The sequence below is a fragment of the Streptomyces sp. NPDC054932 genome (assembly GCF_053610205.1).
Genome location: NZ_JBSGXU010000061.1, coordinates 19,208 through 40,922 on the forward strand (window position 1 = coordinate 19,208; position 21,715 = coordinate 40,922).

General features: G+C 73.2%; 17 protein-coding genes and 2 pseudogenes. 6 read left to right on the forward strand and 13 right to left on the reverse strand.

Translation table 11 applies throughout. The features are described 5' to 3' along the window. Nucleotides 1-129: 129 nt before the first annotated feature. Both ACWGE1_RS18605 and ACWGE1_RS18610 read right to left on the reverse strand, forming a co-directional pair. Complete coding sequence (locus ACWGE1_RS18605; protein ID WP_453421574.1) at nt 130-2,226, reverse strand: ATP-binding protein; 2,097 nt, start codon at nt 2,224-2,226, stop codon at nt 130-132. Nucleotides 2,227-2,289: 63 nt separating this feature from the next. Next, entirely contained in the window at nt 2,290-3,255 is a 966-nt protein-coding gene (locus tag ACWGE1_RS18610; RefSeq protein WP_453421575.1) for a fibronectin type III domain-containing protein, read from the reverse strand. A 139-nt stretch (nt 3,256-3,394) separates the two neighbouring features. Here ACWGE1_RS18610 and ACWGE1_RS18615 point away from each other — a divergent pair, with 139 nt between their 5' ends. The 3 genes from ACWGE1_RS18615 to ACWGE1_RS18625 all read left to right on the forward strand — a co-directional run bounded on the left by ACWGE1_RS18615 (nt 3,395) and on the right by ACWGE1_RS18625 (nt 6,272). After that, nucleotides 3,395-4,216, forward strand: a complete 822-nt coding sequence (locus ACWGE1_RS18615; RefSeq protein WP_453421576.1) for a barstar family protein — start codon at nt 3,395-3,397, stop codon at nt 4,214-4,216. Nucleotides 4,217-4,383: 167 nt separating this feature from the next. After that, complete coding sequence (locus ACWGE1_RS18620; protein ID WP_453421577.1) at nt 4,384-4,578, forward strand: hypothetical protein; 195 nt, start codon at nt 4,384-4,386, stop codon at nt 4,576-4,578. 128 nt (nt 4,579-4,706) lie between these two features. Continuing rightward, nucleotides 4,707-6,272 carry a hypothetical protein gene (locus tag ACWGE1_RS18625; protein WP_453421578.1) on the forward strand — a complete coding sequence of 522 codons (1,566 nt, stop codon included), beginning with the start codon at nt 4,707-4,709 and terminating at the stop codon, nt 6,270-6,272. 99 nt (nt 6,273-6,371) lie between these two features. Here the strand turns inward: ACWGE1_RS18625 and ACWGE1_RS18630 are convergent, their stop codons facing one another. The 9 genes and pseudogenes from ACWGE1_RS18630 to ACWGE1_RS18670 form a co-directional block, all read right to left on the reverse strand. After that, nucleotides 6,372-7,508, reverse strand: coding sequence for an LLM class flavin-dependent oxidoreductase (locus ACWGE1_RS18630; protein ID WP_453421579.1), 1,137 nt, complete (start codon nt 7,506-7,508; stop codon nt 6,372-6,374). 11 nt (nt 7,509-7,519) lie between these two features. Further along, entirely contained in the window at nt 7,520-8,566 is a 1,047-nt protein-coding gene (locus ACWGE1_RS18635) for an LLM class flavin-dependent oxidoreductase (protein ID WP_453421580.1), read from the reverse strand. Beyond that, on the reverse strand, nt 8,563-9,927 hold the full coding sequence (locus ACWGE1_RS18640; protein WP_453421581.1) for an NtaA/DmoA family FMN-dependent monooxygenase: 1,365 nt from the start codon (nt 9,925-9,927) through the stop codon (nt 8,563-8,565). Before ACWGE1_RS18640 ends, ACWGE1_RS18635 begins: the two co-directional genes overlap by 4 nt. Nucleotides 9,928-9,973: 46 nt before the next feature. Next, nucleotides 9,974-11,164 carry an LLM class flavin-dependent oxidoreductase gene (locus tag ACWGE1_RS18645; protein ID WP_453421582.1) on the reverse strand — a complete coding sequence of 397 codons (1,191 nt, stop codon included), beginning with the start codon at nt 11,162-11,164 and terminating at the stop codon, nt 9,974-9,976. 128 nt (nt 11,165-11,292) lie between these two features. Continuing rightward, nucleotides 11,293-11,466 (reverse strand): annotated as a pseudogene (locus ACWGE1_RS18650) (GNAT family N-acetyltransferase); the annotation flags it as partial. A gap of 175 nt (nt 11,467-11,641) precedes the next feature. Beyond that, on the reverse strand, nt 11,642-12,751 hold the full coding sequence (locus ACWGE1_RS18655) for an aryl-sulfate sulfotransferase (RefSeq protein WP_453421583.1): 1,110 nt from the start codon (nt 12,749-12,751) through the stop codon (nt 11,642-11,644). A gap of 29 nt (nt 12,752-12,780) precedes the next feature. Continuing rightward, nucleotides 12,781-13,779 (reverse strand): ABC transporter substrate-binding protein, encoded by a 999-nt coding sequence (locus tag ACWGE1_RS18660; RefSeq protein WP_453421584.1) that lies wholly within the window; start codon nt 13,777-13,779, stop codon nt 12,781-12,783. 32 nt (nt 13,780-13,811) lie between these two features. Beyond that, the gene (locus tag ACWGE1_RS18665) at nt 13,812-14,531 is read right to left on the reverse strand and encodes an ABC transporter ATP-binding protein (protein ID WP_453421585.1); all 720 of its coding nucleotides are present in this window, start codon (nt 14,529-14,531) and stop codon (nt 13,812-13,814) included. Beyond that, nucleotides 14,528-15,307, reverse strand: a complete 780-nt coding sequence (locus ACWGE1_RS18670) for an ABC transporter permease (RefSeq protein ID WP_453421586.1) — start codon at nt 15,305-15,307, stop codon at nt 14,528-14,530. Before ACWGE1_RS18670 ends, ACWGE1_RS18665 begins: the two co-directional genes overlap by 4 nt. A gap of 150 nt (nt 15,308-15,457) precedes the next feature. On the opposite strand from ACWGE1_RS18670, the gene ACWGE1_RS18675 reads away from it, so the two are divergent. Then, nucleotides 15,458-16,027 (forward strand): helix-turn-helix domain-containing protein, encoded by a 570-nt coding sequence (locus ACWGE1_RS18675; RefSeq protein ID WP_453421587.1) that lies wholly within the window; start codon nt 15,458-15,460, stop codon nt 16,025-16,027. 35 nt (nt 16,028-16,062) lie between these two features. Here ACWGE1_RS18675 and ACWGE1_RS18680 read toward each other — a convergent pair whose 3' ends face one another. Beyond that, nucleotides 16,063-19,797, reverse strand: a complete 3,735-nt coding sequence (locus ACWGE1_RS18680) for an nSTAND1 domain-containing NTPase (protein WP_453421588.1) — start codon at nt 19,795-19,797, stop codon at nt 16,063-16,065. A gap of 222 nt (nt 19,798-20,019) precedes the next feature. After that, a complete protein-coding gene (locus tag ACWGE1_RS18685; protein WP_453421589.1) occupies nt 20,020-20,382 on the reverse strand; it encodes a hypothetical protein in 363 nt (120 codons plus the stop codon). A 267-nt stretch (nt 20,383-20,649) separates the two neighbouring features. On the opposite strand from ACWGE1_RS18685, the gene ACWGE1_RS18690 reads away from it, so the two are divergent. Both ACWGE1_RS18690 and ACWGE1_RS18695 read left to right on the forward strand, forming a co-directional pair. Then, entirely contained in the window at nt 20,650-21,201 is a 552-nt protein-coding gene (locus ACWGE1_RS18690; RefSeq protein WP_453421590.1) for a DM13 domain-containing protein, read from the forward strand. A 198-nt stretch (nt 21,202-21,399) separates the two neighbouring features. Next, nucleotides 21,400-21,715 (forward strand): annotated as a pseudogene (locus ACWGE1_RS18695) (hypothetical protein); the annotation flags it as partial.

Sequence of the window (21,715 nt, forward strand, 5' to 3'; positions counted from 1 at the left end):
AGCTGATCCGAAAGCCCGTCCCGAAGCCCGCCCCCCGAGACCTGGACCTGCGCACACCGTCGGGCAGACCCCTCCCGTACTGACGGGAGCCCAGGATTTAGGCACATCTCCAGCCCCACCGGCCGCCACTCAGCCGGTGGGCGCCGCCGCGCCGCCCCGGAACGCGGCCTCGAAGGCCGCGTCACCGATCGCCGCCCGGGCCTCCCTTTCGCCCTGGTCCCGTACGGCCGTCAGCGAGGGCGAGCCCATCTGTGGCCGGCCCACGGTCCGCCACCAGGCGTGCCCGGTGCCCAGCAGGCGCGCCGCCAGCTCGCCGTCGCCCAACCCGGCCACCGCCGCGGCCAGCAGGTCCAGGCCCAGTGCGATGCCGAGGCGGTCGCCGAGCAGCCGCTTCCCGGAGAGCATGGCCCGTACGTGGCGTGCGGCCTCCCCGTGGTCGCCCAGGCCCAGCGCGGCCACCGCCAGGATGTAGTCCGCGTAGGACCGCATCCAGCGCTCGCCCAGCTCCGCACAGGCCTCCCGCAGTGACCGCGCCTCCTCGGCCGCCTCCTCGAGGCGCCCCAGAGCGCACAGGGAGTAGCCGGTGGACAGCTTGCACAGCAGCCAGCCGAGTCCGGTGGTCCGTCCGCCGAGGGCGGCCCGGGCCTGCGGACCGGCCAGCTCCAGGGCCCGTACGGGGTCGCCCGGCATGAGGACCGACGCCGCGTGCAGGTAGGCGGCGCGCAGTTCCCGTTCGGGGTCCGCGAGGTGGGCCGCGCCCCGCGCGGCCTCCTCGCCGAGGCGCCGTGCCTCGTCCATGTCGCCCTGGAGCAGCACCGTGAGCCCCAGGGACCACAGGGCCTGGTTGTGGGCGACCTCCGTGCGCGGAGCGAGCCGCAGGGCCCGTTCCAGGAAGCCGCGGCCCTCGTGCACGTGCCCGCACGCGAACCAGTAGAACCACAGCGCCCCGGCCATCTCCAGGGCCGCCGCCGGGTCGGCGGTGAGCAGGTGTTCCAGGGCGGTGCGCAGCTGCGCGTGCTCGGCGGTGATCCTGCGGTACCAGTCCACCTGTCCCGGGCCCATCCAGCCCCGGTCCGCGGCCTGGGAGAGCGCCGCGTACCAGTGGGCGTGCCGGTCGGTGACGATCTGCACCTCGCCGAGCTCGCCCAGCCAGTCGTGCCCGTACTCGCGGATCGTGTCCAGCATCCGGTAGCGGGTCCCGGCCCCGCGTTCCTCGGTGCGCAGGACCACCGACTTGGCGGCCAGGCCCGCCAGTACGCGCTCCACCCGGGCGGCGGGCAGCGGACCGCCGGAGCAGACGGCGCGCGCCGCGGCGACGTCGAAGTCCCCGGTGAAGACCGAGAGCCGGGCCCACAGCAGCCGCTCCAGGGGCTCGCACAGTTCGTGGCTCCAGCCGATCGTCGTGCGCATCGTCTGGTGCCGGCGCGGCAGCGCCGCCCGGGCGTCCGACAGCACCTCGAAGCGCTCGCCGATCCGCTCGGCCATGTGCTCCAGCGACCACAACCGAAGCCTGGCACCGGCCAGTTCCAGCGCGAGCGGGATGCCGTCCAGGCGACGGCACACCTCGGCGGCCACCGCGGTCCGGGACGGGTCCGCGAAGACGGCCGCCGCCCGTGGGGCCGCGGCCAGCGCGCGGGCCCGGAAGAGGGCCAGGGCGTCGCTGTCGGGCCCCTCGCAGGGCAGCGGCCGGACCCCGACGACCTCCTCGCTCGGCATGCCGAGCGGCTCCCGTGAGGTGACCAGCACCGTCAAGCCGGGGGCCGACTGCAGGAGTTCACCGACCAGGTGGCGGCAGTCGGCCACCAGGTGCTCGCAGGTGTCCAGCACCAGCAGGAGCTGTTTGTCGGCCATCCATGCGCACAACTCCTCGTCGGGGGGGCGCGGGGAGTGGTCGGCGAGGCCGACCGTGTGGGCGACGGTGGCGGTGAGGAGGCTCGGATCGCGCAGGGGTGACAGCTCCACCCACCAGACGCCGTCGGGCCGCGCCTGGCGGGCGGCGGCGACGGCCCGCAGGGCGAGCCGTGACTTGCCGACACCGCCCACCCCCGTGAGGGTGATCAGCCTGCGCTCGCGCAACAGCTCCTCGAGCAGGCGCAGTTCCTCCTCCCGGCCGATGAAGCTCGCAGGTTCCGGGGGCAGGTTGCCCGGCACCGGGCAGGGGGGCTCGCCGGGATCACTGTCCGCGGAATCTGCCTGACTGTCATGGAACGAGTACTCACCGAACACGGATGTATTGTGCGCGATCTTCCCGGGCGGCCGAGCCGTTCGGGCCGGATCGGTGTCTTCTTTTCATGCGACGAGTGTGATCCGCCGCTCCGCGGAGAAGGATCCCCAGTTGCCGTCGGGGAGTCTGGCCCGCAGTTTCACGGTCCACACCGTGCCGGCCGGCTCGGTCACCGTGAGCCGGTGCTCCGCCCGGCCACTGGGCACCGCACCCGCCCCGAACTGGATGACGGTCGTGGGCAGTCCGTTGACGTACAGCTCGTACTCGGTGGTCTCGCGGCCGGTGTCCGGGGCGGTCCAGGCCAGGGTGACCGTGCCGGGGGAGGCGGCCGCGGTGAATTCGGCGGGGGCGGTGCCGGGGCCGTCGCCGGAGGCGGGCGGGGTCGTCACGTCGACCGCCGGGCTGTCGGGGGAGGAGTTGTCCGCCCCGTCGCGGGCCCGGACGGTGAAGGTGTAGACGGTGTCCGGCTGGAGGCCGGCCAGTGCGGTGCTGCTCTCGCCCGGGCCGGTGGTGTGGATCCGCACGCCGCCCTGGTGGACGTCGTAGGCCGTCACGCCCGTGTCGTCGGTGGCCGGCGTCCAGGTCAGCAGGGCGGCGCGGGGTCCGGTGGCCCGGGCGGTGGCGGTGGCGGGGGCGGTGGGGGCCCGGTGGTCCTCGGCCCTGGCCTCGGGAGTGGTGACGCGGGCGGCCGGGCCGGGGCCGGAGAGGTTCCCGGCGGCGTCCTTGGCCCGGACCGTGAAGGAGTATCCGGTCTTCGGGGTGAGGCCGGTGATGTCCACCATGGTCTTCTCGGCCGGGAGTTCGCGGACCAGGTGGTCGGCCTCGAAGACCTGGTAGCCGACCACCCCGTCCCGGCCGGCCGCCGCGTCCCACATGACGTGCACGCTGGTGGCGCTGCCGGCCTGGGCGGTCAGTCCGGCGGGGGTGGGCGGGGGCTCGGTGTCGGGCGCGGTGCAGGCCGTGAGGCCGGCGAGGCCGGTGAGTCCCGCAACGGTCAGGCGGAGGGCGAGCGTGGGGGCGCTGCGTCGCACGGGGTGCCTTCCTCGGCTTCCTCAAAGGTCTAGACAAAGGTCCAGGCATGTATGACACGGGGGACGAGGGCGCGACAACCCCCCTGCACCTCCTGGGGAGCGGACACGACCTAGGATCGGCTTCCTCATGGGGAGTGCGATGCGAACACCGGGACGGGGCGGCGGGGGACAGCGGTACGCGCTGACCTCGGACGAGGACGACGGCGACTTCTGGGGGTGTGCTCAGGGGGCCGAGGGGTTGTTCACGCCCCTGCCGGACGAGGAGCCGGGCGCACGCCGGGTCCGCCTCACGGGCTGCCTCCCGCAGGGCGGCCTGCTGAAGAGCGCCGGCCACGTCGGCAGTCGACGTGCCACGGCGGGGAACGCGTGGTTCGACCTCCTCGACGGCGACGGCGTCACCATGGGCTCCTACTTCGTCGGCGAGGTCACCGTGACCTCCGTCGTGCCTTCCGGCCACGGAGCCGGTCCCGTCGACCTCACGCTGACACTGGGGTGCGAGAACGCCCTGCCCGGGGCGGAACGCGTGTGGGACCTGATCCGCACGGGACACCTCGACCGCACCGGCCTGTGGCACGAACTCGTCCCGGAGGACCGGCACGCGTGGCTGTCGGTGGCACTGTGGTCCTCGGAGTACCGGCGCCGGGGGAAGCCCGACGCCCCCGCGGGAGCGGCGTTCACCCTGGACGGCCGGCACGTCGTCGATGCGGACAGCTTCTACTGCGCGATCGGCGAGGCGGTCAACGGGCCCGGCGGGTACTTCGGCTGGAACCTCGACGCTCTGGTCGACTGCCTGAGGGGCCGCTGGGGCGCCACCACTCCGTTCACCCTGCACTGGGACGCCCCGGCCGGAGCCAGGGAGCGGTGGGCGCAGCGGGTGGACACCGGCGACGGCGAGGTGTCGCTGTTCGACCTGGTCCTGGGAATCCTCCGGGAGCGGGGCGTGAGCGTCATCCTTCCGTGACAGGCGGTCGGTTCCGGGCCCTCGGGCTCGGGCGCGCGGGTCCGCCGGGGCGGGATCGTCAAGGACCGACCGTCCGTCACGGACGGTCAACACCCGTACGGCGGACACGTCTTTCGCCCGAAGGCACCCCCTCCTGCGCCACCATGGCGGCGAGTAAGGAGGTTTCGATGGTGATTTCCCTCTCGGTGGTCGTCCTGCTCATCGTTCTGGCCTGGATCTTCCTGCGCAGCGGCGGGCTCAAGTTCTCGCACGCCGTCGTCTGCGTGCTGCTCGGGTTCTACCTCGCGAGCAGCAGCATGGCCGCGACCATCCACAACGGCCTGACGGCCACGGCGCACGTGGTCTCCAGCCTCAATCCTTGATCGACTGTTGCGCCTTCGTGAATCATCCGGCCCATCCATGGACTCCTCGAGCGGTGCGATCTAGCGTCTGGCGGCGGCGCGACATCAGACGCAATGTCAATAACCCTGAAGAGATGGAGGAGGCCCGGATGTTCCGAAGATCCCTGAACTGCGCCGTGCTGCCCGTCGTCGCCGCGCTCACGGTGATGTACGGCGGCTCGCCGGCCCAGGCCGAGGAGATACCCAAGGCCCCCGGTCACCGCCTGGTCACGCACTACGACGGCAGCCCCGCGGCCGCCGCCCCGCTGCCCGGCGAGGCGCCCCCGCAGCACCCCTTCCTCGCGCCCAACGGCCGCAGCGGCATGCACTCCGACGCGGCGGGCAGCGCCACCTCCCCCTGGTCGGGACCGCTCGGCAAGAACCCGCAGGTCACCAGTGAGAAGATCGCCGCCCTCGGCGGCGAGTGCGCGACCGCCACCTTCGACAGGGCCGGCCGGCTCGTCACGGTGTGCGGCACCTTCTCCGGCTTCAAGGTCAAGCTCCTGGAGCCCCGTACGCTCGCCACGCTCGCCGAGTACCAGCTCCCGCAGCGCTCGTCGACGGTCGAGGCGATCACCTCGCTCGATTTCGCGAAGATCTTCAAGGACACCTCGGGCGGCGCCTACTTCTACCTGGACAACCAGGACCGGGCCGTGCTGGCCGACTCCCGCCAGCACATCCTGCGCCTGGCCCACTCCCAGAACCCCGACGGAAGCTGGAAGTTCACGGTCGACAACGACTGGGACCTCACCGGGCAGGTCCCGCACGACTGCGTGACCTGGACCAACCTGTGGCCCAGCGGCACCTGCGACCCCGTCACCTCCGTGATGCCCGACTGGAACGGCCGCATCTGGTGGGTCACCCGCCAGGGCCGGGTCGGCACGGTGGATCCGGCCACCTCGCAGATCCGCTCCGTCCGGCTGCGGGGCGAGGAGATCCAGAACTCCTTCTCGGTCGCCGAGGACGGTGTCTCCATCGTCTCCGACCACGCGCTCTACAGCTTCCGTGCCGGCGGCGACGGCACCCCCGAGATCCAGTGGCGCCAGCCGTACGACCGCGGCACCGCCGCCAAGCCCGGCTCCGTCAACCAGGGTTCGGGCACCACCCCGGACCTCTTCGGCAACGGCTACGTCGCCATCACCGACAACGCCGACGACCGGATGAACGTCCTGGTCCACAAGCGGGGCGTGGACGTCCCCGCGGACCGGCGGCTGGTCTGCAAGGTACCGGTGTTCGGCTCCGGCGCATCGACCACCGACAACTCGCTCATCACCTGGGGCAACAGCATCGTCGTCGAGAACAACTACGGCTACGAGAACCCCACCACCCTGCTGCTGGGCAAGTCCGTCGTGGGCGGAGTGACCCGCATCGACGTCCGTGCCGACGGCAGCGGCTGCGACACGGTCTGGGAGAGCGCGATCCGTGCTCCCTCCGTGGTCCCCAAGCTCTCCACCGCGAACGGGCTGCTCTACTTCTACGAGAAGGAACCCAACTTCTGGGGCATCGATGCCTGGTACCTCACGGCCGTGGACTTCCGCACGGGTGAGCGCCGCTGGCGGCAGCTGACCGGAACCGGTCCGCTCTACGACAACAACTGGGCCCCGATCACCCTCGGCCCCGACGGCACCGCGTACGTCGGTGTCTTCAACGGCATCGTCGCGGTCCGCGACAGCTGACGGACCACCGCCCGCCCCGCCGGACCATCCCCGGGGCGGGCGGGCGGGCGGGCGGGCGAACGCGGTCGCTGGGCGGCCGGGAGGCGGGGGCCGCCCCGGTCAGCCCGTGCTGCGGCGGGCCCACTCCTCGGCGAGCAGACGGTAGGAGTCCACCCGCTCCGCATGGCCGTGCGTGATGGTGGTGATCAGCAGTTCGTCCGCACCGGTCGCCTCCTGGAGCCGCTCCAGCTGATCGGCCACGGTCCGCGCAGAACCGACGAACCGGGTCTCCACCCGGTCGGCCACGAGCTGCCGGTCCGCGTCGGTCCAGGGCAGGGCCCGCGCCTCGGCCGGGGTGGGGTAGGGGATGGCCCCCTCGGCCGTCCGGATGCTGCGCACCCAGGCCCCGTACCCCGTGGCCAGTTCCCGCGCCGTCTCCTCGTCCTCGGCCACCACCACGTCGGCGGACACGGTCAGGTACGGGCGCTCCAGCTCGGCCGACGGCTTGAACGCGGCCCGGTAGCCCTCGGCCGCCTCCAGCACCGAAGCCGGACTGACGTGGTAATTGGCCGCGAACCGGAGCCCGTTGCGCCCCGCGGTCTCCGCGCTCACCCCGCCGCTGCTGCCGAGGATCCACACCTGTACGTCGGCGCCCTCCCCGGGCACGGCATGCGCCTCCACCCCCTGCGCAGAGCGGTACTCGCCCCGCAGCAGCGCGAGTACGTCGTCGACCTGCTCGCCGTACTCCTGCGGCCGGGCTCCCGGCAGGTTCAGCAGCTTCTGCTGCAGCACCACCCGCGGATGGCCCAGCAGATGGGCGAAGGAGAAGCGGTCCGGGACGCGCAGCCCGTTCGGGGCGTACCCGTCCACGACCGCAATGGCGGAGGGCGCGCCCGGACCGTCCGACGGCTGGGGCCGGCCCGCCGAGCGGCCGAGCCCCAGGTCGATGCGCCCGGGGTGCAGTGCGTCGATCAGGCCGAACTCCTCGACCGTCGACAACGCGGTGCGGTGGCCGAGCTGGACGGCGCCGGAGCCGAGCCGGATCGTCGAGGTCGCCGAGGCGGTCAGGGCGAGCACGACCGCCGGGGAGGTCCCGGCGACCCCCGGATTGAGGTGGTGCTCGGCGAACCAGTAGCGGGCGTAGCCGAACTCCTCGGTGCGCCGGGCGAGATCGATGCTGCGGTGCAGGGCCTCGGCGGCGGTGGAACCGGACGATACGGGGACGAGGTCGAGGACCCCGAGGGGGATGCCGGGCATGGCCGGACTCCTTAAAGGTCGGGGAAGGAGGGGTCGGGTATCTCGCGCCGCAGGACCGGCGCGATCTCCGACTGGAAGAGTTCGAGCGAGGCGCGGTGGTCCGCCTCGGCGAGCCCGCCCGCCTCGGCCTGCAGGTGCAGGGCCGTGTGGCCGAAGGCCTCGTGGTAGCGGTGCACCTTCTCGACGACCTGCTGGGGGCTGCCGATCAGCGCCGAGCTCCGCTCGACGAAGTCCTCCAGGGTCGGGAAGACGGGAGGCGTGGCCAGCTGCTCGTGGAGGGCGAGATAGCGCGCGAACGCCGGCCGGTAGGCCGCCACCGCCTGCTGCGAGGTGCGGGCCGCGTGGTAGCCGGCCGTGCCCGCACCCACCACCGCCCGCGCCGGATCGTGCCCGTAGTGCTCCCACCGCTCCCGGTAGTGGCGGATCAGCTCGGCGTACGGGCCGATCGGGTGGGTGACGTTCGCCGAGAACAGCGGGTCGCCGTAACGCGCCGCGAGATCGACGGACTCCCGGCTCGTGGCGCTGCCGTGCCAGACCCGCAGGACGCGCTGGAACGGCCTCGGCAGCACCTCCGCCGCGGCCAGCGCGGGCCGGAAGCGCGGCGTGGCGCTGACCCTGTCCTCCTGCCAGATCCGGCGGAACAGCTCGTAGCCCTCGGCGTTGCGTTCCCACTGGTCCTCGGGGGTCACCTGGAACAGCTCGCGCTGGGCCGTGCCGTTGCCCTTGCCGATCATCAGCTCCAGACGGCCGTCGCTGAGGTGGTCGAGCGTCGCGTAGTCCTCGTACGCCCGCACCGGGTCGAGCAGGCTCAGCGTGGTGACGGCGGTGAACAGCCGGATCCGGCGGGTCAGGGCAGCGATGTGACTGAGCACCACCGGTGGCGAGGAGGACAGGAACGGCCGCTCGTGGCGCTCGCCCACGCCGAAGCCGTCGAAGCCGAGCTCCTCCGCGCGCAGCGCGGCGGCGACCACCTCACGGAACCGCTCCCGGGCGGGCCTGGGGGCGCCGGTCGCCGGGTCCGGCGAGTCGGTGATCAGGGTGATGGCGAGGAACTTCACGGGGTCGGTACCGGGGCGGGCAGCGCCAGCCCGAGGTGGTCCCGCAGGGTGACGCCCTCGTACTCGCTGCGGAAGACGCCCCGCTCCTGGAGCAGCGGGACGACGGTGTCGGCGAAGCCGTCCAGTCCGCCCGGCGTGATGTGGGGCACCAGGATGAATCCGTCGGCCGCGTCCGCCTGCACCAGTTCGTTGATCGACTCGGCGACCGTGGCGGCGGAACCGACGAAGGTCTGGTCGGAGGTGGTCGCGATGACGAGCTCGCGGATCGACAGGTTCTTGGCGCGGGCCAGCTCGCGCCACTGCCGGGCGGTGGCGAGCGGGTCGCGGAACTGCCGCACGCTCGCCCGCCCGAGCGCGATGGTGTTCTCCCCGGTCTCGGGGTCGATCTCGGGCAGCGGGCCGTCCGGGTCGTAGGCGGACAGGTCCCTGTTCCAGACGTGCTCCAGGTACTTGATCGCGGTCTGCCCGCTCACCTGGAGGCGGCGCACATCGTGGGCGATCTCCCGCGCCTCGGCGTCGGTGTCGCCGAGGATGAAGGTGGCCGCGGGCAGGATCTTCAACTGGTCCGGTGTGCGACCGTACTTGGCGAGCCTGCCCTTGACGTCCGCGTAGAACTCCCGCCCCGCGTCCAGGGTTCCGTACCGGCCGAAGATCGCGTCCGCGCCGGCGGCGGCGAACTCCCGGCCCTCGTCGGAATCACCCGCCTGGAAGATCACCGGACGGCCCTGCGGGCTGCGCGGCACGTTGAACCGGCCCTCGATGTCGAAGTGCCGGCCCCGGTGGGCGAAGGTCCCGGCCCGGGCATCGCGCAGGAAGACGCCGGACCCGGCGTCGGCGGCGATCTCCGAACCGTCCCAGGAGTCGAACAGCTCGGTGGCGGTGGCCAGGAACTCCTGGGCACGGGAGTAGCGGTCCTCGCGCGGCAGGAAGCCGCCGCGCCGGAAGTTCTCACCGGTGAAGGCGTCCCAGGAGGTGACGACGTTCCAGGCGGCCCGGCCCTCCGAGAGGTGGTCGAGCGTGGCGAACTGGCGGGCCACCTCGTAGGGCTCGTTGAAGGTGGAGTTGATGGTGCCGGTCAGCCCGAGGCGCTCGGTCACGGCGGCCAGGGCGGCGAGCACCGTGAAGGTGTCCGGTCGGCCGACCACGTCCAGGTCGTAGATCTGTCCGCCCTGTTCGCGCAGCCGCAGCCCCTCCGCGAGGAAGAGGAAGTCGAACCTGGCGCGCTCGGCGGTCCGTGCGAAGTGGATGAACGAGTCGAAGTCGATGTGGCTGCCGGCGGCCGGGTCGCTCCACACCGTGGTGTTGTTGACACCCGGGAAGTGGGCCGCGAGATGGATCTGCTTGAGCGGCTTGCTGCTCATGGTTCGTCCTTCCGGATGTCCGGGTCGGGCGGCGGTCGGGCCGTGATCAGGCTGCGGGCTTCGCGTAACGGTTGGCCGGGCGGTCCAGCCCGAGCAGGCCGCGCAGGGTGTCCGCCTCGTACTCCCGGCGGAAGGCCCCGCGCCGCTGCAGCTCCGGGACCAGCCCCCGGGTGATGGCGGGCAGGTCGTGGGCGATCACGCCCGGCCGCAGCAGGAAACCCGACAGACCTGCCGAACGCCGCTCCAGGAGCAGGTCGGCCAGCTGTCCGGGACTCCCGGTGAAGACCGCGCCCTCAGCGGCGTACGGGACGCCCGCGAGCGCGTCGAGCCGCTCCAGGCGTGCGCCGGCCGCCGCACCGTCCTCGTCCAGGAACACCGTGAGGTCCCCGAAGAGGTGCAGCGGGTCCTCCACGGCCCCGGTCGCCTCCCGGGCCCGCCGCACCGCCGCGACGGCGGCGCGCGTACCGGCCCCGTCGTGCGCGGCCACGTACCCGACATCGGTGGACCGGGCGATGAGCGCGTACGAGGCCTCGCCGTCACCGGACGCGCTGACGACGGGCTGCCCCTGCGGCGGGCGCGGGGTGATCGACGGACCCCTGACACTGAAGTGCGGGCCCTCGAAGTCGATGTGGTGCAGCTTGCCGCGGTCGACGAACCGGCCCGTGGCCACGTCGCGGATCTCCGCGTCGTCCTCCCAGCTGTCCCACAGCCGCCGGATCACCTCGACGTGGTCGGCGGCCTCCCCGTACAGCTCCCCGGCTGTGAGCGGGACGGTCCGCCGCCCGAAGTGGCGGGCCTCGTGGGGCAGTCCGGACACCTGGATCCGCAGACCGGCCCGTCCGCGGCTCACGTGGTCGAGCGTCGCGATCGCCTTGGAGATGTGGAAGGGCTCGGTGTGGGTGGCCGTCACGGCCGGCACCAGCCCGATGTGCCGGGTCAGGGGTGCGACCCGGGCGGCCGTGAGGACCGCGTCCAGTCGCCCGCGGACCCGGTCCGTGCGCTCGTCGGGTGCGGTGGATCCGGTGGGCGAGGAGGACTGGAGCGCGAGGCCGTCCTCGAAGATGATGAAGTCGAGCAGCCCCGTCTCGGCCTCGGCCGCGAGGCCGGCCCAGTGGCGGGCGGTGAACAGGTCGGCGGGCCGGGCACCCGGCTCGCGCCATGCGGCCGGGTGCCGGCCCGCGCCGTCGAGGGCGACGGCGAGGTGCAGGGGCGCCGGGGACGATGAGGAAACGGACACGTGGAATTGCGCCTTCCTGCTCGGCGTGCGGAAAAGGGAAGCCGATGCGGGATCATGCAATTCGGCCCGTCATCAATTTCTTTCGAAAACGCTACGCCCGATAGCGGTGCCATACAATGACCGCAATATTAAGAGAACTTGGCGGCGGTGTTGCCCGGGGCCCGGACCGCCAGGAAGAAGGGCCGGCGGCGCAGGGTGAAGCCGATCGACTCGTAGAGCCGGATCGCACGCGTGTTGCTCGCCGCGGTGTGCAGGAACGGGACCTCGCCGCGCTCCCGGATGCCCGCGGCGACCGCCCGCAGCCGCTCCCCGGCGTAAGCCAGGCAGCCCGGAGAAAGGCTGTCAACGGTCCTGATCGGTATCCGGATAAGCGTGCGGCAATTTAATCGGCCGTACATGAAACGCCTTCCGGCGAAATAATTCTGGGTGTCCGGGGTGGGTGGGACGAGTGAGGCCGCCGGGCTGTGAGGGTGCTCCTCACAGCCAGGGGATCTGCTCGGCGGAGTACCGGTGGGCGCGGAAGACGGAGTTCTGGGCGCCGGCCGAGGACTCCAGGCCCACGCCGTCGCCGAAGGAGCGGAACTGCGGGACCACGAACTCCCACACGACCTCCCCGCCGGGGGTCACCTCGAAGAGCCGTCCGAAGGAGCCTTCGGCGATGAAGGTGTTGCCGTTCGGCAGCCGCTGGGCGCTGGACATGTACGGGCTGAAGAAGTTCTGCGGCGGGTTGTCCTCGTACGCCCACACCTCCTTGCCGGTGTGCGGGTCGAGCTCCAGCACCCGCGAGTAGGGCACCGAAGTGGTGTCGCGGTAGGTGCCGTTGTCGAAGACGAGGATGGTGCCGCCCGCCAGCTCGTGCGGATGGTGCTGCTGGGCCAGGACATCGGGGCCGATGCGCCACCGGACGGACCCGTCGGCGCGGTCGACGGCCACGGTGGTGGACGCACTGCGGAAGCCGACCACGATCGACCCGTCGGCGCTCTCGTTGACGGTGTTGGCCATCGGCCAGTGGTTGCGGGCGAAGTGCGGGTTCAGCGGCACTTCCTCCGGGTCGAGGTGCTCGATGGCGGCCCAGCGCCACACGATCTCCCCGTCCCAGGTCAGTTCGTACACCACGTCCCCGTAGATCACCCCGCCGGGCGCCTCGGATCCGGGGATCCCGCCCCGGATCCGGGCCGCGTCGGCCGGGTCCAGCGGCTCGACGGCCCCGATGATCAGGTTTCCGTTGCGCAGGAGCGAGGCGTCGTGGTGGTGGAAGGGGTGCCGGACCTCGCGGAGCACCGTGGAGTCGGGGGCCAGTTCCTGGAAGATGCCGCCGTGGTAGACGTCCCAGATGGGGAAGAGGGTCGGGCCGCCGGTGTCCTTGGCCGCGTAGAAGAGGTTCCCGCCCGGCAGGATCTGCGCCTGGCGGCCCGGCGGGTGCGGGGAGTTCCAGGTGTGTACCGGTCGGCCCTCGATGTCGACGAGGTGGATCTCGCCGGCGCTGGTGATCGGGGTGTAGAGGGTGTATCCGCCCTGGCTGCGCTCGGGGTCGTGGGCGATCAGGCCGACACCGCGGCGGCGCAGGGTGTTCTGGTCGACGGTCATGAGGATCTCCTGAAGGTGGTGGGGCGGGTTCAGCGGACGGTGACGGCGGCCGGGTCGACGGCCGCCAGGGGGCCGGGGTCCAGGTGGCGCAGCAGTGCGGCACGGTCGGCGGCGCCCGGCAGGTTCTGGGCGGCCTTGGCCCAGGCGGCCTCCTCCTCCAGCTGCGCGAGCAGCTCGGGGGAGAGGGTGGCGCCGTAGGTGTAGCGCGGTTGGTAGGTGTCGACGTAGTCGGCCTGGAGCGCGCCCTTGGACTGGGCGAGTACGGCCCTGCGCGCGCCGACCGGGTCGGCGCCGAGCTCCCGCTGGGCGCGCAGCAGTGTGCGCAGGACCGCGGTGGTGCTCTCCTCGCTCGCGGCGGGCCCGGCGACGAGGAGGGTCCTGGCCGTGTATCCGGTGAAGGGGAGTTCGGCGTAGGAGCCGCCCAGGGCGGTACGCGCGGCGCCGTAGAAGCTGGGGAAGGTGACCCCGGCGTCGATGTCCCCGCGTGTTAGGGCCGAAGTGACCTGGTTCGGGGCGAGGTTGACCACGGTCACGTCCGCCGTGGTGAGCTGCGCCGAAGCGAGCATCCGCGACAGCGCGTACTCGACGTTCGTGCCCTGCGGGACACCGACCTTGCGGCCCTTCAGCGCGGCGAAGCCGGTGATCTGCCGGTCCGTGCGGGTGAGCAGGCGCCAGTCGGAGAACCGGGACAGGTCGGCGACGACCCTCAGCTCGCGCCCGCCCAGTGCGGCCGTCACGGCGGGCAGATCGCCGACGACGCCGAGCTGGGCCTGGCCGCCGAGCACTGCGTTCAGGGCGTCCCGGCCGGTGGGCCGGGTGGTGACGGTGACCTCGATGCCCTCGGCCGACCAGAGGCCGTCCTCCTCGGCCACGTAGACGGGGGCGCCGCCGAGATGGTCGCTCGCGGTGAGGGTGACGGTCGGGCGGCCTTCGCCGGCCGGACCGGACGGGGAGCCGGAGCAGGCCGTGGCGAGAGGGGTGAGCAGGGCGGCCAGCAGTACGGCGGCCCATGCGCGGGATCCGAGCATGGTGAGCGGTCCTTCCGTGGACGGGGGCGGGTTCATTCGGAACCGAGGTGGCGTGCGATCAGGGAGCGCAGGTCGGGATCGGGCGGTCCGGCGGGCACGGCGTGGTCGGCGAGCACCCGCCCGGGCGTCCCGCCGAGCACGATCACCCGCCCGGCCAGCGCCAGTGCTTCGTCGATGTCGTGGGTGACGAACAGGACGGTGGTGCCGCGGCGTTGCCACAGCTCCCGCAGCAGGGTCTGCATCCGGGTCCGGGTCAGCGCGTCCAGCGCTCCGAACGGCTCGTCCATCAGCAGCACTTCGGGCTCGGCGGCCAGGGCCCGGGCCAGGGCCACCCGTTGCTGCATCCCGCCCGACAGCTGGGCCGGGTACTTCTCCGCGCCGTCCGCGAGCCCCACCTCGGCCAGCGCCGCCAGCGCGCGCCGGCGGCGCTCCGCACGGGGCAGGCCGAGCCGCTTGAGGGCGAATTCGACGTTGCCGCGGGCCGTGCGCCACGGGAACAGCGCGTACTGCTGGAAGACCACGCCCCGATCCGGCCCGGGCCCGCGCACCGGCGCGGAGCCCGCCGTCACCTGCCCGGCTGTGGGCCGTACGAAGCCGGCCACCGTGTTGAGGACGGTGGACTTGCCGCATCCGCTGGGCCCGAGCAGCGCCGTGAACGAACCCGCCGGGAACACCAGGTCGGTGTGCTCCAGTACCGCGGCGGCGGCCCCGTAGCCGACGGAGAGTCCGTCCAGTCGCACCTCCGGGCTCATGACGCGCTCCAGTGCACGAACCGGCGCCCGACGGCGGCCAGTACGGCGTCGACGGCAACGCCCAGCAGCCCGAGCACGAGCAGCCCCGCGAACATCCGGTCCACCCGCAGGAACTGGCCGTCGACCTGGAGCCGGTACGCCAGTCCGCTGTCCGCGCCGCCCAGTTCGGCCGCGACCAGGGCGAGCAGGGCCACCGAGGCCCCGTAGCGCAGTGCCGCGAGCAGGGCGGGGGCGGCGGCGGGCAGCAGTACCTCGGTGAACCGCCGGTGCAGCGGGGCCCCCAGCGACCGGGCGGCCCGCAGGTGCGAGACCGGGATCCGGGACACCCCGTCATGGACGTACAGCCAGACGGCGAGCAGGACGGCGTACGCGATGAGCAGCCGCTTGGCGCTCTCGCCGATGCCGAACCAGGCGGTGGCGAGCGGCACCAGCGCGATGGCCGGGATCGGCCGCAGGAAGGACACCACCGGGGTGACGGCGGCGGAGACCACCGGCAGGCAGCCGGTGGCGAAGCCGAGCGCGCCGCCGATGACGGCACCCAGTGCGAAGCCCTGCCCGGCCCGGGTCAGGCTGGCGCCGAGGTCGGCGGCCAGGGTGCCGCTGCGGGCGCCGTCCGCCAGGGCGGCCGCGGTCTGCCCGGGGGTGGGCAGCAGTCCCGGGGCCACCCCGCCGAGGTGGGCGAGCAGGTACCAGAGCGTGAGGACGACGCCGGCCGCGCCCAGGGCCGGGCCGAGCGCGGCGAGGCCCCGGCCGGGGGGTGAGGGGGTGGCGTGCACGGGGCGGCTCCTCTTTCGTTCCGGTTTCGTTCCGGAGGCACTGATAAGTGAGGTCAATAATTGACCACGCTTATGACGGGAGTGTTGCGGCAGTGCGAAACCTCCCGCGGGCCCCCGGCACCCCTGGGGCGATGAGGTACGTTCACCTGCGTGTCTCGCCCCGAACCCACGCCCGAAGCGATCGAGGTCGGACGGGTGATCCGCGGCTGCCGCAAACAGCGCGGCGTCTCCATGGCCGCACTCGCCACCCGCTCCGGCCTCTCCCAGCCCTTCCTCAGCCAGCTGGAACGCGGACTCGCCACGCCCAGCCTCAGCTCGATCTACCGGATCGCCGAGGCCCTGGACGTCACCCCGGGCACCTTCCTGCGGCCGCCCGACCGGCCCGGCGCGGTCAGCCACGAGAGCGACCCCCAGGTGATCCGGGTGAACGAGGCCGCGGGGCAGATCGCCCAGGTGCTCATCCCCGGCGGGCGCAGCACCCTGATGGAGGCGTACGAGCACCACTTCGAGCCCGGCCGGGGCGAGCGCGGCTGGTTCGAACACCCCGGCGAGGACTTCCTCTACGTCCTGGAGGGCGAGATCGTCCTGGAGGTCGAGGGCGAGGAACCGCTGACCCTGCGGGCGGGCCAGAGCGCCCACCACCGGGGCGAAGTCCCGCACCGCTGCCGCCTGTCGGGCCCGGTCGCGGCACGCACCCTGCTCGTCATCGCGAACGCCTGACCCCTGCGGGCACGGAAGGATCCGGAAGAGACGGCCTAAGGCCCGCTGTCCCGCAGGCGGCCGATCGCCGCCAGGCGCGCCCCGACGTCCAGGTCCCACAGCCGTACGGTGCCGTCCGTACTGCTGCTGGCCACCGTCCGCCCGTCCGGGGCGAAGACGACGCCCCACACCGCATTCGCGTGACCGGACAGCGCGGCCAGCGTCCGGCGCCCGGCCACGTCCCACAACCGGACGGTGCGGTCGTTGCCGCTGCTCGCGAGCGTACGGCCGTCGGGGGAGAAGGCGATGCCCCGCGCCGAGCCGGTGTGCCCGGCCAGCTCCGCCTCGAAGCGGTGCCGCCGCGCGTCCCACAGCCGTACGGTCCCGTCGTTGCCGCTGCTCGCCAGCGTCCGCCCGTCCGGGCTGAAGGCCACACCGCGCACCGCACCCCGGTGACCGGTGAGGGTGGTCAGCGGACGGCGCCCCGCCACGTCCCAGAGACGGACCGTCAGATCGTCCCCGGCGCTCGCCAGCGTGCGCCCGTCGGGGCTGAACACCACGTCGTTGGCGAAGTCCGTGTGACCGGCGAGGACGGCGAGGGGGCGGCGCCCCGCGACGTCCCACAGCCGCACGGTGCCGTCCGATCCGGCCGACGCCAGGGTCCGGCCGTCCGGCGCGAAGGCCACCGCGAACACGGTCCCGCCCTGACCGGTGAGCACGGCCGACCGGCCGGGGGCCGCGGTGTCCCAGAGCCGGATCGTGCCGTCGGATCCGGCCGAGGCCAGGGTCCGCCCGTCGGGTGCGAAGGCCACCGAGAACACCGTCTCGCTGTGCCCCGCGAAGGTGGCCAGGACCCGGCGCCGCGCCACGTCCCACAGCCGCACCGCGTGATCGGCCTCCGCGGTGGCCAGCCGCTTCCCGTCCGGGCTGTACGCGGCGTGCCAGATCTCCGTGAACGGCCGCGAGGTGAGCACCGCGCCCCGCAGGTCCCACAGCACCACCGACTGGTCGAAACCGGCGGTGGCCAGCACCCCGCCACCGCTGTCCACGGCCACTCCGAGGACGTAGTCGGTGTGACCGGCCAGCGTCGCCGTCGCCCGGCCCCCGGCCACGTCCCACAGCCGGGTCGTACCGTCGCCGCCCGCACTGACGACCCTCGTCCCGTCCGGCGTGTAGGCGACGCCGTTGACGTCGTCGCTGTGCCCGGTCATCGTGGCGGTCGTCCGGCGGCCCGCCACGTCCCACAGCCGTACCGTGCGGTCGACGCCCCCGGTGGCCACCGTACGGCCGTCCGGCGCGAAGGCCGCGCCCAGCACCTCGTCGGTGTGCCCGGTGAGAACGGCCGCGGGACCCGGCTCCACCGGATCCCAGAGCCGCACGGTCCGGTCGGCGCCGGCCGACACCAGCGTCCGGCCGTCCGGGGCGTACGCCAGGGCGTTGACCCGCCCGGTGTGGCCGGTGAGGGACCCGAGGGCGCGGTGGTCCCCGGCCGTCTCCCACAGTCCGATCGTCCCGTCGGCACCGGCGACGGCCACGGTGCGCCCGTCGGGCGCGAAGGCCACCGCCCGGGCCCCCTTCGTACGCGCCGGCAGCTGCGCCCGCCGCTCGTGGCGGGTGGTGTCCCAGAGCATCGCCGGCCCGTCCGTCGACGTGGCCGCGAGCATCCCGCCGTCGGGACCGAAGGCGACCGCGCGCACCCGCCCGGGCATGGTGAAGGTGGCGGTCGTCCGGCGGTCGGCCACCCGCCGCAGGGTCACCGTCCCGTCGGAACTGGCCGTCGCCAGCACGTCGTTGCCCGGTGCGAAGGCCACCGCGTTGACCGGCCCGCCGTGCCCGCCCAGCCGGGCGATGAACGGCTGGGACTGGGTGCTCAGCAGTGCCCCGCGCGCCTCGCTCGTCGCCGAGGTCCGGTACGCCTCCCCGGCGAGCAGCATCGACGCCTCGGGCTGGCCCGCAGCCAGCGCCGCGGACTGCAGGGCGAGCGCCCGCGAACGCGCGACGCGCTCCTGGCCGAGGGCGCCCGCGCGCTGCTGGTACGCGAGACCCCCGGCGCCCACGGCGAGGACCAGCAGGACGACGAGCGTGGCCAGCGTCCACTGCCGCAACCGCACCTGGCGCCCGGCCTGTCGCTCACGGCTGTCGTGCGCGTCCTGGCTGGCCCGCAGGAAGGCGGCCTCCTGCGGGCCGAGGCGGCTCCTGCCGTCGTGCTCTTCGGCCCAGGCCCGGGCGGTGTCCAGCCTGGTCCCGCGGTGGAGCGCCGACGGATCGCGGTCCTCGCGCTCCCATTCGGCGGCGGCGTGGGCCAGTTGCTGGTGGATCAGCAGCCCGGCCCGGTCGGCGCGGATCCAGCCCCGCAGTCGGGGCCAGGCGTGCAGCAGCGCCTCGTGGGTGATCTCGACGGTGTCGCTGTCCATGGTGATCAGGCGCGCCCGGACGAAGGTGTCGAGCGCGGCCGCGGCGGGGCCCGCGTCCGCCAGCTGTTCCATCAGGGCCGTCCGGCTCATCCGGCGCCGCGTGGCCCCCGTGCCGTCGGCGACGTGCACCAGCCGCACCAGGACGCGGCGCAGGGTGTTCTGCTCGGCCGGGTAGAGGCGGGTGAACACCTCCTCGGCCGTACGGGCGATCGCCCCCCGGATGCCGCCGGTCCGCTCGTATCCGGCGACGGTCAGGGTGGCGCCCTCGCGCTGCCGCCACGTGGCCATCAGCGCGTGGGAGACCAGGGGGAGCACCCCGGAGGGAGTCCGGTCGGGCGGATCGTCGCGCAGGCCCACGTCCCGCAGCAGCAGCGGGAAGAGGCCCGGTTCGAGGGTGAGGCCGGCGAGGCCCGCCGGGCGGGTGATCGATTCCCGCAGCTCGGCCGGGGACATCGGGGGCAGGACGAACAGCCCTCCCGTGAACACCGGGGCCAGCTCCGGCAGGTCCAGGCAGTTCCCGGAGAAGTCGGCGCGTACGCCGAGCACCACGACGGCCGGGGCCGGCGCCTGCGGCCCGGAAGGCGCGGCCGCCAGCGCACAGAGCACCCGTACGAACGCGCGCCGCTCGCCCTCGTCGGAGCAGAGCGTGAACAGCTCCTCGAACTGGTCGACGAGCAGTACCGGACGCGGCGGTGGGGGCGTACGGTCCGGGTCGTCCGCCGGGGGACGACCCGACAGCCGCCGGACCGCCTCCAGCAGTGCGTGCGGCCGGTCCCGCAACTCGCCGGCGGTGACGCCCGGATCGCCGCCCAGGACCTTCGCGGCGCAGTCCAGCAGTTCCTTCAGCGGTCGCGCGGTGGGCGTGAACCGCAGCACCGGCCAGGTGTCGGAGCCCGGCATCGGGAAGCCGCCGCGCCGCAGCGCCGGCACGAGACCGGCGTTGAGCAGGGAGGACTTGCCGGCGCCGGACGGGGCGAGCAGCATCAGCGGACCGCTGCCGACCCGCTCGAAGACCCGCTCGATCAGCTCCGCCGTCGCCCGCTCCCGGCCGAAGAACCACCGGGCCTCCCGCTCGGTGAAGGCCGGCAGGCCGCGGTAGGGGCACTCGCCGGCCGCCTGCGGACCGGCCGGGGCGTCGGGGTCGCCCCGGCCGTCGCAGTCCTTGTCGCGCGGACCCGTTTCCCGGACCATCCGCAGAAGTTCACCGCCCGCCCGCAGTACGTCGTCGCAGCGCCGCGCGACGTCGACGGTGACGCGCTTCGAGCCGGTCTCGATCTTGCTGAGATAGCCCTTGCTGTAGTGCGTCTGCCGCGCGAGGTCCGCGAGGGACAGGCCGCGTTGCACCCGCAGACGTCTCAGCTGTGCGGGAAAGGGCATCGCGGCGTCGTCGGAATCGTGCTGGTGTCCGGTCTTCCGCCGGTGGTCCGGATCCCCCAAGACATCCCCCATGGCAATGCACGCCCAGGCAGCGGTACGGCAGCGCCCAGGCTACAGCGGGGGTGGGGCGGACGGCCGCATCTTCGGGCCGGTATGACCAGCACACGAGCTTGCGGAGCCGTCCGTCCGGAGGCTCCGCAAGCCCCTTCGAGGGGGGTGCGGCTACGGGTTGAGCCGGACCGAGTTGATGGGCGTGAGGTCGGCGTAGACACCGGTCTTGGAAGCGATGGGGCTGCCGCAGCCCGACCCTCCGGAGCCCGTGCACAGATTTGCGGTCGCACCGCCGTACTGGTTGTTGAGGACCCAGTGGTTCCCGAACTGATTGCTCAGGTTGTGGGCCCCGTAGGTGTAGAAGACGTGCGTCGGCTTGACGGCGGGGTTCTGGTTCTGAGGGTAGATGCAGACCGCCCCGTCCGGGCAGCCGGCCCACGCGTCGGCCGGCTTCGCCTCGACCGAGCCGCTGAGCGCGATCACGGCGACGACGGAGGTGGCGAGCGCGGCGGCGCCGCGGAACATCTTGCGCATGATTTCCCCTTGGGGTGCTTGCCTCGTGCTGACGGCTTCAGCCTGCCCCCGGCCCGCACCGGGGTCGACGGGTTGCCCGTTGCCCATCACCGCGCCGACCGGGAAACCCGTTGCCACCAGCGCGAACGCCGGGCAGCGGGCAACGGTCCGGGGTCGGGCCGCCGAGGGGGGACGTCAGACTTTCGTCATCGGGACGGGCCTGGCGTCCGGCCGCCCGGCCGCGTTGAATCGGCGGGGACGGACCAGTTGAGGAAGAGGGATCGGCACGTGACAGGGACGAAGCGGCGCGGACGGCTGTGGGCCGGAGCATCGATCGCGGTGACGGTGGTGCTGGCAGCGGGGCTGTACTGGTTGCAGCCGTGGAAGCTGTGGCAGGACGAGACCGTCCGGGAGGCGCTCCCGGCCGCCGCCGCACCGTCGGGTGCAGGCGCGCCCGCGGCCGTACCGGGCGGTGCGGCGGCCGCCCCGGTGACGGTCGCCCGGGGATCGCTCATCAGCCACGAGCACAGCACCACCGGCCGGGTGGAGCTCATCCGGCTCCCCGACGGGTCCCACACCCTGCGCCTGTCGGACCTCGACACGAGCAACGGCCCGGATCTGCGGGTGTGGCTGACCGACGCCCCGGTGAAGGAGGGAGTGGCGGGCTGGCGCGTGTTCGACGACGGCCAGTACGTCAGCCTCGGCAAGCTCAAGGGCAACAAGGGGGACCAGAACTACCCGGTCCCCGCCGACGTGGACGTGGCCGCCTTCACCAGCGTCACCATCTGGTGCGACCGCTTCGACGTCTCCTTCGGCGCAGCCGGCCTCGCCCGGGTGTGAAGCGCTCGCGCGGCCCGTCCGGGCCGGGGCGACACGCCGTGGGGCCGGAGCTGACCGGGCGTCACCCCCGTTCGGCCGCCTCCCGGAGTACGACTATCCACTCCTCCGGACGGCAAAATGGGGCCGTTTGCCCACGAGATGTGACCATCCACTCACACGGTGTGGCGAGAGGGCGAAATCGCCCATAACTTCGGCATCGTGACGAACCGACAAATCAAGTCCCTCACGTGCATCGCAGTCGTCATGGCCGCAGGTCTCGGCGTGCTCGCGCCGTCCACGGCCGCGGCCGGACGCAGAGTGCACCCGGGCGACTCGATCCAGGACGCGGTGAATTCCGCCAGGCCGGGCGACATCATCACCGTGATGCCCGGCACCTACTACGAGAACGTGCTGATCACCAAGAGGCTGACCCTGCGGGGGTGGGGCGGCGGGGTGGTGATCAAGCCGCCGGTCACGGCGGTCACGCCGGTCGCCCCCGTCGCGCCGGTCGCCCCCGTCGCGCCGGTCGCGCCCG

Coding starts and splice junctions, on each gene's coding strand:
- ACWGE1_RS18615 (WP_453421576.1), top strand. CDS start 3,395: ATGCGAACACCGGGACGGGGCGGCGGGGGACAGCGGTACGCGCTGACC.
- ACWGE1_RS18620 (WP_453421577.1), top strand. CDS start 4,384: ATGGTGATTTCCCTCTCGGTGGTCGTCCTGCTCATCGTTCTGGCCTGG.
- ACWGE1_RS18625 (WP_453421578.1), top strand. CDS start 4,707: ATGTTCCGAAGATCCCTGAACTGCGCCGTGCTGCCCGTCGTCGCCGCG.
- ACWGE1_RS18630 (WP_453421579.1), bottom strand. CDS start 7,508: ATGCCCGGCATCCCCCTCGGGGTCCTCGACCTCGTCCCCGTATCGTCC.
- ACWGE1_RS18640 (WP_453421581.1), bottom strand. CDS start 9,927: ATGAGCAGCAAGCCGCTCAAGCAGATCCATCTCGCGGCCCACTTCCCG.
- ACWGE1_RS18655 (WP_453421583.1), bottom strand. CDS start 12,751: ATGACCGTCGACCAGAACACCCTGCGCCGCCGCGGTGTCGGCCTGATC.
- ACWGE1_RS18660 (WP_453421584.1), bottom strand. CDS start 13,779: ATGCTCGGATCCCGCGCATGGGCCGCCGTACTGCTGGCCGCCCTGCTC.
- ACWGE1_RS18665 (WP_453421585.1), bottom strand. CDS start 14,531: ATGAGCCCGGAGGTGCGACTGGACGGACTCTCCGTCGGCTACGGGGCC.
- ACWGE1_RS18680 (WP_453421588.1), bottom strand. CDS start 19,797: ATGCCCTTTCCCGCACAGCTGAGACGTCTGCGGGTGCAACGCGGCCTG.
- ACWGE1_RS18685 (WP_453421589.1), bottom strand. CDS start 20,382: ATGCGCAAGATGTTCCGCGGCGCCGCCGCGCTCGCCACCTCCGTCGTC.